This window comes from Mesonia profundi (genome assembly GCF_031085155.1).
Lineage (GTDB): Bacteria > Bacteroidota > Bacteroidia > Flavobacteriales > Flavobacteriaceae > Mesonia > Mesonia profundi.
The window spans coordinates 1-13138 of the sequence record NZ_JAVHUL010000024.1 but is presented as its reverse complement, the minus strand read 5'-3'; the positions used below and the strand labels follow the sequence as shown (position 1 = coordinate 13138).

At 34.6% G+C, this 13138-nt stretch carries 10 protein-coding genes, 1 pseudogene and 1 riboswitch; of the genes and pseudogenes, 10 read left to right on the top strand and 1 reads right to left on the bottom strand.

Annotation, left to right across the window (positions count from 1 at the left end; all coding sequences use genetic code 11):
* Positions 1-406: 406 nt before the first annotated feature.
* The 10 genes and pseudogenes from RBU60_RS09655 (at position 407) to RBU60_RS09610 (ending at position 12709) form a co-directional block, all read left to right on the top strand.
* Entirely contained in the window at positions 407-787 is a 381-nt protein-coding gene (locus RBU60_RS09655) for a BfmA/BtgA family mobilization protein (RefSeq protein WP_308864694.1), read from the top strand.
* Positions 788-798: 11 nt separating this feature from the next.
* Positions 799-1850, top strand: a pseudogene (gene mobB / locus RBU60_RS09650) (MobB family relaxase).
* A gap of 5 nt (positions 1851-1855) precedes the next feature.
* Complete coding sequence (locus RBU60_RS09645; protein WP_308864693.1) at positions 1856-3439, top strand: type IV secretory system conjugative DNA transfer family protein; 1584 nt, start codon at positions 1856-1858, stop codon at positions 3437-3439.
* Positions 3440-3525: 86 nt separating this feature from the next.
* Complete coding sequence (locus RBU60_RS09640; RefSeq protein WP_308864692.1) at positions 3526-3915, top strand: hypothetical protein; 390 nt, start codon at positions 3526-3528, stop codon at positions 3913-3915.
* A 69-nt stretch (positions 3916-3984) separates the two neighbouring features.
* Positions 3985-5007: a transporter gene (locus RBU60_RS09635; protein ID WP_308864691.1), complete on the top strand. Its 1023-nt coding sequence runs from the start codon at positions 3985-3987 to the stop codon at positions 5005-5007.
* A gap of 628 nt (positions 5008-5635) precedes the next feature.
* Positions 5636-5732, bottom strand: a riboswitch (TPP riboswitch).
* Between the two features lie 1729 nt (positions 5733-7461).
* A complete protein-coding gene (locus RBU60_RS09630; RefSeq protein WP_308864689.1) occupies positions 7462-7620 on the top strand; it encodes a hypothetical protein in 159 nt (52 codons plus the stop codon).
* A 116-nt stretch (positions 7621-7736) separates the two neighbouring features.
* Positions 7737-9395, top strand: a complete 1659-nt coding sequence (locus RBU60_RS09625) for an RHS repeat domain-containing protein (protein ID WP_308864688.1) — start codon at positions 7737-7739, stop codon at positions 9393-9395.
* Between the two features lie 476 nt (positions 9396-9871).
* Entirely contained in the window at positions 9872-11326 is a 1455-nt protein-coding gene (locus RBU60_RS09620; RefSeq protein ID WP_308864686.1) for an RHS repeat domain-containing protein, read from the top strand.
* A gap of 8 nt (positions 11327-11334) precedes the next feature.
* The gene (locus tag RBU60_RS09615; protein ID WP_308864685.1) at positions 11335-12003 is read left to right on the top strand and encodes a hypothetical protein; all 669 of its coding nucleotides are present in this window, start codon (positions 11335-11337) and stop codon (positions 12001-12003) included.
* A gap of 214 nt (positions 12004-12217) precedes the next feature.
* A complete protein-coding gene (locus RBU60_RS09610) occupies positions 12218-12709 on the top strand; it encodes an RHS repeat-associated core domain-containing protein (RefSeq protein WP_308864684.1) in 492 nt (163 codons plus the stop codon).
* 6 nt (positions 12710-12715) lie between these two features.
* On the opposite strand, the gene RBU60_RS09605 is transcribed toward RBU60_RS09610, so the two are convergent.
* A partial coding sequence (locus RBU60_RS09605) for an integrase core domain-containing protein (RefSeq protein WP_308864683.1) occupies positions 12716-13138 on the bottom strand: 423 nt, incomplete at its 5' end.

The following is a 13138-nucleotide window of genomic DNA, read 5'->3' as shown; positions in this document are numbered from 1 at the left end:
CCTCTAAATTTTTAAAGGTGTTTTTTTGTTTAATTATTTCCAGTTTAAGAAAAAAACGTATCTTTATTTCGCTGAAATTCAGCATTTAAATTACGTAGGGTTATCCATTTTTGACTTTCGCCGATAACCGTACCCATCGAAAAATAACATATCGGAAAATAATTTTCCTTGAAAATGGCAATCGGCTTTATAGTCGGATTGTATGAAATTTTTGTTCGCCTATGGCGAACGAAAAGGAATAGCAAGAGGGTAACACGCTGCGCGATGTTTCGGATTCCTTTTCGTTTATAATCAACTGATTATCAGTTAATTAATTATGTTTTAATTTCCTAATAATCAACGATTTGCGACAAACGGGTTGGAAATACCTCATTTCAGGGAAAAATTTGCGACAAATCGGCGAAATATGGACTCATTTATCGGCATTAGATTCAAAAAGGAAACAGCCAAACGTTTTCAGGAATTTTCACGCACACACTTCAAATCACACACCGAGGCCATGGCTACGATGCTCGATTTTTTCTTCTATAATGAGATATCGCCAAAGGAAAAATTAGGTCCGACAGGACAAACCATCGAAGCCAAATTACTAAAAAGAATTAACGCGGTCATCGCCATAATGCGAGATGTGGAAAAGACACAAACTAAACCTACGGTAGCTATGATTCAATCACTTTTTCAGACGGAGGAACCAGACCATAAACCCTTGATTTTAGAAAAGAAATTTGTAGAGAAAAACAAGCAAGTCAAGATTCAAGAAAAGCGAAATCAAAACAACAAACTTTAATTTCTTGAATTATGTATATCACTATCACACCTCAAAAATTAGGCGGGAATTACTCACAAAGTTCTTCTGATTTTGTGGCTTATTTAGAGAAAGAAAATCATGGTTTGGAATCTCAGGATTTGCTCGTTGGACAGGAGGGAATGGAGCACTTTTTCAATCAACATGGCGAGGAGATTTCCGGGAAGAAGTAATAAAAGAAATTGATGGAAATACTGCAAAATTAAAAAATAAAGAGCCTAAATTTTACTCCATTACGGTCAGTCCTTCAAAATATGAATTGAGAAAATTGCAGAACAATAGCCAAGATTTAAAACAATACACCAGAGAGCTAATGAAAGACTATGTGGCATCGTTCAACCGAGAAATAAATGGACGACCTCTTACAATCAATGATATAAAATACTACGCCAAAATAGAACATCAAAGAACTTTTAAGGGAACGGACATACAGGTTAAAGAAAATCAATCTTTTGCCACCAAAATATTACAGCTAAAAAATGAGATTAGAACCGTAGAGCAGGGCAGAGGGGAAGGAAGTATAAGGAAGCTACAAAAGGAAATCAATGCATTGGAAAAAGCGGCACCACATCAAATAAACGGAAAACGCATAGTCCAAGGAATGCCAAAGCCGGGAAATCAAAGTCACATTCATATTATCGTGAGTAGAAAAGATGCTTCCAATTCGGTCAGCCTATCCCCAGGAAGTAAGTACAAAGCTTCAGAAGTTGAAATGCACGGTAAAAAGGTAAAACGGGGTTTTGATCGAGATAGCTTTTTTACGAAAGCAGAGAAGACTTTTGACAAGACTTTCGGGTACAAACGCAACTTTGCGGAAACCTATAAATCGAGAAAAGATTTTATAAAAAACCCCAACCTTTATTTTGCAGCTTTGATGAAACTACCAGCAAATGAAAAAGCATTAGCATTTAAAATGATAACAAAAACAGGTTTGCCATTGGTTTCAAATATTCCAATTAGTCAAGCACAAATCGCGCTTAGAATTTTTAAACGGTTGAGACGTGGGGTAGAAGTAGCCATTAAATCAAGTTCCATAGGAATCTAATTAGTATGCACATAGACAATTTCATAACCACATTTATAATTATTGGCCTAGCCTGTACTATTTTCTATGTGATGTTTCGGTTAAGTAAATTTGCGTTTCTTTTAAATACCATTCTGCTTTCAGTCTTTGTATTCTATACATCTGAAGTAAATGAATTAGTATCGATATTACTCTATTTAGTTTGTCCGCTGATGTTAATTAATACGGGACTATATGTGTTTTTGCATAAGTCTGAAAACGTACAAAATGTCGAGAATAAATACCAAGTTAACTTTTTAATTACTAGAGGAAATTTTAAATTGGATAATATCAAACGCGGTGCTTCTATTATTGGTTCTGCAGGAAGTGGAAAGACCGAGAGTGTGGTTTATGGATTTTTGAAGCATTTTCAAGAGCATCAATTCTGCGGAATTATCCACGACTATAAAGATTTTGAGTTGACAGAAATGGCATATCCACTTTTTAAGAATGGTGAGATTCCGTTTAAGATCATTTCCTTTGACAAAATCATCCATAGGGTAAATCCTATTGCTCCAAGGTATTTAGAGAATGAGGAAAGCGTAAATGAAGTTTCAAGAGTGCTTATAGAGAATCTTTTGGAACAGCGGGAATCTGGAACAACAGGGACGACGAAATTTTTCAATGATGCGGCGGAAGGATTGATTGGCGGTTTGATCTGGAAACTGAAATCGTCCTATCCTCAATACTGCACCTTACCGCACCTTATCGCTGTTTACCAATTTTTAGACACAAAGAGCCTTATCGCATTTTTGGAATCAAACACGACCTCTCGTGCAATGGCAGATGCCTTTATCAGTGGAAAGGATTCCGAACGACAAACCGCTGGCGTAAAAAGTACCTTAGCCAATGCGCTAAAGCGAATTAGCACCCAACGGATTTTTATGGCATTATCCGCAGATGAAGTTCCGCTGAATATTAATAATCCTGAAAACCCTGCGGTAATTTCAATAGTAAACAACCCTAAGTTTGAAACCTCTTATTCTCCGGTTATTGCCACCATCATTCACACCATTACAAAGCAGATGAGTGTGCGAAACTCTAAACCGTCTTTCCTCCTGATGGAAGAGGCGCCTACAATTCGTTTATTGAATATGCATCGTATTCCGGCAACGCTGCGGAGTTATGACATTGCTACGATTTATGTGATGCAGGACAAGATTCAAAACGATATGATGTATGGCGATAAGGCAAGCAAAGCAATTTTGAGTAATCTTTCCTATCAATTTTTTGGAAAAGTAAACGACCCAGATACCGCTAAATATTACGAACGCTTTTTTGAAATTGTAAAAGATCCTACCAAAAGCGTAAGTCGCGGGCATAATTTAGATTTCGATACTCGAATAACCACGGGTGAAAAGGAAATACCCAAAATACGGGCGGATGTGTTTTTTAGATTAAAACAGGGTGAGTTTATTACCTATGCGGATGGGAAGGATAAGAGAGTGCAATTTAAGCTGCAAAAGATTCAGAAAGAGCTCTCCGAAGAATCAAAACAATTTACCCAAGCTGATTTAGAGGCCAATTTTGAAAGGGTTTATGAGGAGGTGAGGACGATATTTGAAATATGAAGGAATGCCATATTTTAATCTTTTATAGCAAGCATTTATAACGACCTTAGAGACAATAATATTAACTTTGCATTTGTTATAAAAAGTTGGAAATAATTAGAGTGAGACCGAGAATAGCTTTAGGATTATTACTTATCTTCTGTTTCATAGAAGTAAGATCTTTATTGCCTTTTTTAGACTACTGTGTTAATTATGAATATATTTCAGAAGTCCTTTGTATTAATAAGGACAAACCAATGTCAAACTGTAATGGGAAGTGTTACTTGAGTAAACAATTGGAAGAAGTCCAAAAATTGGACAAAGATGATAAAAAGTTGCCAATCGTTGAGCAGGAAAGAATCCCTATGATTGTTTATAATTATGAATTTCCAAAGTTTGAAATTAGAAATTTACACTCTAAAAAGCATAACATCTTTTATCAATCTTCAATAAGAGACTTAGTTATTCCACCACCAACACCACCACCTCAATGTTAATTAGCATATTAAGAAAGTTTCTATTGAATTAGAAACAACACATTTTAATTTTCAATTAACAAAAAAATAATGAACAATAAAATCATATTGCCCATAATGGGTATCATTTTGCTATGCTCTAATATAGCATTAGCACAGGAAAATCAATGGAGTTCGGCAAGACCAGATGGCCACGCACCCATAAGCGTTATAGGAGACCATTATCACAAAAAAGGGGAGTTTATGTTCTCTTATAAATATATGCCAATGTGGATGGACGGTAATCTGCAATCCACTAGAGACATATCCAATGAAAGTATTTATGGAAATTTTATGGTTGCACCAGAAAAAATGCAGATGGATATGCACATGCTTGGCGCAATGTACGCACCTTCGGATTATGTTACACTTGTGTTTATGGGAAATTATATTTCTAACTCTATGGACTTAAAAACAGGAATGGGAATTGATTTCAATACAAAATCAAGTGGAATAAGTGATGTTTCTTTGGGTAGTCTAATTAAGATAATGAACCGTAATAGGCAGTCATTGCACGCTAATATTGGCATTTCAATTCCAACAGGGGACATTGACCAGCGGGATGCAACACCTATGATGAATGATGCTCCATTAGCCTATCCTATGCAACTGGGAAGCGGAACTTGGGATCCAACTTTAGGATTAACATATTTGGGGCAATTGGAAAGGTTTTCTTGGGGAGCTCAATCAATGTACAAATTTAGATTAGGAGAGAACGCTGAAAGCTATAGTTTTGGTAATCGATTTGACATGGTAGGATGGGGAGCAATTAAAGTTTCTGATTACTTTAGTTTTTCTACAAGTTTAAGTTATTTTGATACACAGAAAATAAATGGTATTGATGCAGACTTAAACCCCATGATGATGCCTTCGTTTAATACAGCAAATTCAGGAAGGAATCAGTTGGATATTGGTTTAGGAACAAATTTATTAATACCAAAAGGAAGTTTTAAAAACTTAAGATTGGCAGCAGAAATAAAAGTTCCTGTCTATCAAAAAGTAAATGGGATTCAAATGAATAATACTTTAATGGCAACAGTTGGAATTCAATACACCATTGGTCATCATGAATAAATATTCTTGGTGAAGGTCTATTAAAGCAATAGCGGTTCGAGTGCAAATTCGAACCGTTTTTTATCTAGTAGGCTAAACCACTTTAAACGATCTGCTTACCTATTTTTGGTAAAGTTAATGATCCCTATGCCTCATTATACTATGGATTTTTTTTATTTGAAGCAGGACGAGTTTATTATCGATGCCGATGTAAAGGGTAAGAAGGGTAAGAAGATTCAGTTTAAATTGTAGCCGAAACAACTCCAACTTTTTCTACACTTGATAGCATCTCGAGCTTCTCTTTTAAACTCCATTTTCTGGTATTTCATATTTCAAAAAAATTAATTAAATTTTAAAATATCACTCCGAACTATTAAGGGGCTAAATTATACAGTAAGAATACATTCATCTTTAGGGTATCTTTCCCCCCTAGAAATGGAAATTAAATTAAGAGGAAATGCTAATAAAGCGGCTTGATAAATTTCGTCACAAAATGAGTAGGAATTCCATATTAACGTGTATAGTAATCATGGCACAGAATATTTTTTAAATATGCTGTAAATTCTAGAGGTTTGGAGAAAGAGTCATTTTGAAATCAAAGTACAGCTTAGGAGCGCGTACAGTTATAAAAAGTGTATACACATATAGGAATATGTTTCTTACTTTTCCCTTCGTTGGTACTAACCGAATCAGGTTCAAAGAGGCTTTCTCAGTTCTAAAAATCTAGAACACCCCTAAGGTTTACACCACAAACGTATTAAAAAATTAACTCTTAATCGATCTTAATGGCTTTTTTCATAAAATGAAAGTTAAAGTTGGAATATAAGATAAATAAAAGACTCAAAATTGGGTGTTAGTTTTGATTTATTAACAACTGTTAAAAAGTTATTAGTAGGAATAGCAATAACTTTTCTAACTTTGAGGAATCTAAAGTAAAAAAGACGATAGCATTTAAATTCTATAAAATGGAGTCGTAAAATAGGAGAATCGTGTTAGAATCACGAAATGTTGCGCAACTGTAATTGGGGTACTCTCATAAGTCAGATCACCTATCTTTTTTATCAGGATTTGTTTTTGCATAAGAAGCAAATTCCGTTACATAACTACCACATCTTAAGTGGTATTTGTCTAATAATGCTTTGATCATTCGTTATGAATATGCGGAAGACCCTGTACAAGGCTTGATACAAAACCTTAGTCAAGATGAATATATGCTAGATAAACAATAGGCTTTCGAGTCGGTCTCTACCTCTGCCGAGTATTATGCGGTTACGCGGCATTTTGATCCGCTGAAGATCAATAACCAGTTCCTTAGCGTAAGTATTGTTGATGGTCTAGTGTGGACTATGCCCGACGTTCAGAAAGGTTCTAGTTATAGATGTCATATCCGCGACTATCAGTGTAGGAGTAAATACCAACCTTTAAAGCAGGATGTTCCTCCATCCCAATGATCAACTTTTCTAATTCGACCCATTCTGATGATCTGATATTAAATTTGTCAAAATCAAAGTAACTATTACGCAAATTGAGCGTTTGAGCAAGATCTGTTCCCGGGGTGAGTTTAAGCTTATTTGGCTGCTCTTAGACGATAAACGCTAAAGTAATCTATTTCTATTTCAAAATGTTCGTGTTCATCTCATCGGTAGAAAAGGAGTCATATACATCTCCATTTTCTTGATAAAATGTAATCATAGTACTAACAAGGAGATCATCACTTTCAGCGTCAGTCACAGTAATTTCAATTTTTGCTTGATATACATTAACGATGGGTTTAACTTCTTTTAGACTGTAAATATTGTCATAAATAAATTGATTCTTTTCATCTAGATTTATTTATAATAGTTTTACTAAGACAACAGTTAATAATGAACCTACAGTCAATAATTAGTATATATTATTAAGGTTAAACTCCAGTTGAACTAATAAAGAAAAATCTCCTTTTTACTATAATATAAGTTTGTGATGAAACCCCTAGTTACTTCGAAATGAAACATCAGTCAAAACATAATCAATACATACTGTACCACATTTTTAGTGGGAAAATGTAAATACACTATGGTTTGGGTGTGGACTCAGTATGGTTTAGGTATGACTTATCTATAGGGGAGCTATGCTGTATCCCTGTCCTTATCTCAAATATAAGAGGTATATTCTATAATTAGTTAAAAAGCTCAATAAGTAGAAATTTAATTTAGTTTAGGGCTGCTTATAGTTTTGATTCAAATTGAATACGGTAACGAAACCACCACCAATTATAGTTATGATTATAGACGAAGAATGAAAAAGATTACCCATGCTTTTACTAATTTCAATTTGAAGAAGCAATAGGAGTATGATGAAGTTTCCAATATTAAAAAAATAAAAACTATATCACCTTCTGCTAGCTTACCTACATTAGGGCAAATAGGAGGCCCTGTAGAGCATACTTATACGTATGATACATATAATAGGCTGGTAACCGCTAACGGAACTTATGTGGGCCCTAATGATGAGACCACTCCTTATTTAAAACAAGCCTATACTCTAGAAATGGAGTATAATAATGATACCAACCCAAACCTTAACCCGCATACCATTTTAAAGAAAACCCAAACCCATATGAGTGGTACAGTTACTAGTGTAGGGGTAATATGAACAACCCGCAAATTAATTTTAATACCAATTATACGTTAAATTATGAAGAATAAGGCGGAGCTTCTGGTTTTACGGGAGATTATGGCTACCAACAACCCAATACCTTAAGAAAAATTGTGGAACAACCCGATGAAAATTGTTGCAATGGAGACGACCCTAGGATAAAAACACGTGAGATAGACTATGATGCCAATGGTAACCAATTAGAAATAAAGGAAACCATAGGGGAGTTGGAGGTAAGTTTGCGTAAAAATCTATGGGATGAAGAAAATAGATTAACCGCTGTTAATTTAAAACCAGACTCCAACACACAACACCCTATAGGAGTTTACACCTATGATGCAGGAGGCGATAGAATCATAAAAAGAAATCTAAATCGCTTAAAGATACGGTCTAACGCAAAAGAGCAAGAAGATGTAGAAGAAGATAATGTAATGCTTTATCCCAGCGGACTTATCATTGCAAAACCAGACAATAAGAGTAAAAGAAATAGACCCAGTGTAAGTTACACCAAACATTATTATGTAGGGAGTGAACGAGTAGCCTCAAAAATAGGAACTACAGATGAATTGGGAGGAATACCCAATGTTATAAATACTGTAATTCCCAATTTGAATATAGAAGAAATTCATTACTGGAGTACTACAAGGCTTATTGAAGCTGGCGCGGCTTTACAGTCCGTTTACAGTACGTTTAATCTACAGCCTCCAACTTTAAATCCTTTAACTCAATATAGTGGAATTGGCTTTTCCCACACAGGCGACTTAGAAGTTTTCTATTTTCATCCTGACCATTTGGGAAGTTCTAGTTATATCACTAACTTAGACGGAAATGTGACTCAGCATATGGAATATTTACCTTTTGGCGAGACCTTGGTAGATGAACATACCAACTCTAACAACTCTCCGTTTAAATTTAATGGGAAAGAATTGGATGAGGAAACTGGGAACTATTATTATGGGGCACGTTACTACAATCCAAAGTGGAGTATTTGGTTAAGTGTAGATCCTATGGCGGAGAAATACCCTTCCTTTAGTAGTTATGCGTATACGTTGCAGAATCCTATACGTTATACAGATCCAACAGGAATGGTGGTGGAAGAAGGAAAGGCTGTTCCTCCAAATTGGTATCGTAATAAATCTACAAATGATGTAGAGTATTATGAAGGGAGTGGAGAAAAAGATGGTTATGAAAATCTTGGCGCATCAACTAATTTAGTTGCTTCCAATTATGAGAACCATGAACACTATAGTTTAAATGAAAACGGGAGTTTTACCAATTCGGATACTGGTAAAAATTATAATAAAGGTGAAAGTCGTGAAACCATAAGCGGCACGGGTATAAAATCTAATTTAACGCTTGGAGAAAAAGCAAGTCGTTATAGTTCTAATATGGCTGCCTTTATTGTAGAAGTTCCACAAGATATTGGGATTGGAATAATAAATCAACTAGATAGAGGTTTTAATCTTGCTATATCTGGAGAAGACAAAGCTGTTATGAATAATTACTTAATACAAAACTCATATAACCTTGACAACTGGAGTATTGTAAAAGGAAGAAGTGCATCTAGCACAGGTAGACCAACTTGGGAGGAAGGAAAAAGAAAAATAACAAATACTTTATCAGCTGTATTTATTCCTTTGACATTATATAAACCAGTGTTTAATACTGCAATTCCAGCTGTCAATAAATATGCGCCAACATTAATAGATGAAGCAATTAAAGCAGGTGTAACTGAAGGTACAAATAGAACACTTAATTCAATTAAAAAATAATGAACTTTATCTTAACTGTCATTTTTAGATTATTAGTAATTTTTATTTTGAATTTTCCAGGAGCATTAATTCGTCGGCTATTCCTAAAAAAACCATTGAAAATTATTTTAAATGACAGACCATATTTAAATGCATCAATTTCATTTCTAATTCTAATACTAATTCTAATTATTTATCAATTTGTTATTTAGTTTTATCTGATTCCCCGCTAGCGCTCGTTTATAACGAGTGCCGTTTATGCTTTTAAAAGTTAGAAAATAGGATATAACCTTGCGTAAATTGCAGGGCTTTTTCATTTACATAATACTTTGCAGTTTGGTTTGCTTCAAGAAAGCATCAAGGAGAGCGAAAACGTGTTGTTTTTCGTTCTCTTTTAGTTTTTGGATATCAAGAACACGATTAACAATATTCTTTTCTAAAAGTATATCTGTAGAGCCAACTAGTTAATTTAAGGATACTTCCAGAGCTTCGGCTAATTGTTTAAACATCTCAATAGACGGTTTTACTTCGTCACATTCGATGCCGGGGGCGAAAGAATTATAAAAAGAAATCTAAATCGCTTAAAGATACGGTCTAACGCAAAAGAGCAAGAAGATGTAGAAGAAGATAATGTAATGCTTTATCCCAGCGGACTTATCATTGCAAAACCAGACAATAAGAGTAAAAGAAATAGACCCAGTGTAAGTTACACCAAACATTATTATGTAGGGAGTGAACGAGTAGCCTCAAAAATAGGAACTACAGATGAATTGGGAGGAATACCCAATGTTATAAATACTGTAATTCCCAATTTGAATATAGAAGAAATTCATTACTGGAGTACTACAAGGCTTATTGAAGCTGGCGCGGCTTTACAGTCCGTTTACAGTACGTTTAATCTACAGCCTCCAACTTTAAATCCTTTAACTCAATATAGTGGAATTGGCTTTTCCCACAAAGGCGAACTAGAAGTTTTCTATTTTCATCCAGACCATTTGGGAAGTTCTAGTTATATCACTAACTTAAACGGAAATGTGACTCAGCATATGGAATATTTACCGTTTGGCGAGACCTTGGTAGATGAACATACCAACTCTAACAATTCTCCGTTTAAATTTAACGGGAAAGAACTGGATGAGGATACAGGGAATTATTATTATAGTGCTCGTTACTATAATCCTAAATGGAGTATTTGGCTAAGTGTTGATCCAATGGCGGAGAAATACCCAAGCTGGTCACCGTACAGTTACACACTTAATAATCCTGTTATTTATACAGATCCAACCGGGATGGTGGTAGAGAGTCCCGATACTGATTATGGTTTGAGTAAGGATGGTAAGATTACACAAATAGGACCTACAAACGATGATCCAGATAGATTATTTGCATTGGATGATAATGGGAATAAAAATACAGAAATAGATCATTTGGTTGTAAACGATAAAAATGTTTTAAGTAGTTTATCTGAAGATGATCCAAACTTTTGTCAACCATATGAAAATACTGATGGTGAGTTACAAGGTCAATACGCCATAACTAATAACAAAAAAGAAGCCTTAAACATTTTTAAATTTGCGGCAAAAAATAATAAAAGTGAATGGGCTTTGCACGGTAGAAATGATGGTAAATGGGCATTAGGAACTTTAGGAGCTGATGACCAGTCTCCTGTATTTGGAGAGTTGGGTTTTAATAAGTTTAATACCACACAGCATTATCATAATCATACGGGTACGGCTAGATATGATTTTTATCCATCAGGAAGAAATAAACCTGGTGATACAGATTTCTACAGAAATATATTGGAAGCAAGTCCTAATGCAAAGTTTTACATATATATGCCAAAAATCACAAAAGAAATTTACAATAATGTTATTCCAAGAAGCTGGCCTAAAATGACAAGAGAACCTAATAAGATGCTTAAAATTGACAAAAACAATATTAACAATTATTAATAAATTCTATGAGATACTCATTATTTTTTTTCTGTTTATTTATTTTTATTGGATGCTCCTCAAAGAAAACAAATAGCCTGACTAATTTGAACCTATCCTTGAATGAAAAGGAAGAAATAAAGGGGAATGAATTAAAAAAAATAGTTGAAAGTAAAAAGTTTCAAGATGGTGATTATTTATATATTACGGATAGTATTAATCTAGAACTTAAAAAAATTCAATTAAAAGTTTTTTCAAAACGTTTTTCCCCTACAGAACCATATATTGATAGGTATATTTTTGATATATGTATTAATGCGAAAGATTCCATAATTGTTCTATCTGAAACTAAAAAAAATAATGGTTCTCTTAGTGAAGAATTTGTTAATGAATTTAATAACACTGTGCCTCATTCCTTAAAAAAAGAAACTCCTTACCTTCATGTATCTATTAGTTGTCCAGCCTTGATAAATAAAAGTTTTGATGCGTGGAATAATTATGCGAAGACTATTAATTCAATAATTCATGCATATAAAACTATAAGGATAAAAGATTCGCAACTTTTTTTTAGGAAAAAATATTCTAATTTGACATTTAATGAAAAACTAAAAATTGTTAAATCAAAACCTATTTCCATATATTTGACATTTAATACTCGATGTAAAAGCACTCCTCCTCCTCCTCCTCCTACAAATTAGTGCTAATTCTTAGATAAAATTCAAGAAACTCCGCTGGCACCCGTCTGATACCACTAAATTAAAGTTGTATTGAACTCCAAGCCTTTGACCCTTTTATTTAATATTTTGGAGTTAGCTTTCATCACACAGGCGACTTAGAAGTTTTCTATATTCATCCCGACCATTTGGGGAGCTCCAGTTATATCATAACTTAGACGGAAATGTGACTCAACATATGGAATATTTACCGTTTGGCGAAACTTTGGTAGAGGAGCATCTTAATTCTAACAATTCCCCGTACAAGTTCAACGCCAAGGAGTTTGATGCTGAAACGGGCAATTACTATTATGGCGCACGTTACTATAACCCAAAGTGGAGTATTTGGTTAAGTGTTGACCCGTTGGCGGAGAGTATGCCCGAGTGGTCGCCGTACAACTACACTATGAACAACCCATTACGATATGTTGACCCTGATGGTCGTGCACCGGAAGACATAATTGTAACCACGAGCGGAGGGAAAGAATTATTTAGGTTAGATGATGGTAAGACCGAGATAACTCGAATGACTGCAAAACAGGTCTATGCTAAAGGCATTCAGTGGTTTGAATCTACTGCAGATAATTATATGCCATTACTTTCAAAATCAGAAGGGCTGTCATCTTTTTCTGAACTAAAACATTTTTCTTGGAATTGTAGACTTCCCCTTTTTAGGACAGTACTAAATTAGAAAATATTATTCATTTAGGCGTGAACTTTGGTTCAAATGAATTTTAGCAAAAACTATTGGAGGAAGATTTTTTAAGCTATCGTGTGGTCTAAAATTATTGTAATCCTCCACCCAAACTGCTGTAATTTCTCTCACTTGATGTATGGTTTTAAAAATATGAGCATCTAAAACACCTCTGCGGAATGAACCATTGAAACGCTCTATAAACGCATTTTGTGTGGGCTTTCCAGGCTGTATATATTTAAAAACTATTCCGTAGGCCTCACTCCAATCTTTTGTTATCGTTGCAATAAACTCTGGACCGTTATCCATCCGAATATTTTTAGGTTTTCCTCGTTGTTTGATCAGATGGGTTAACACCCAAAGCACTCGTTTACTAGCCAAAGAATAGTCAGACTCTACGAACAATACTTCGCGATTGGCATCATC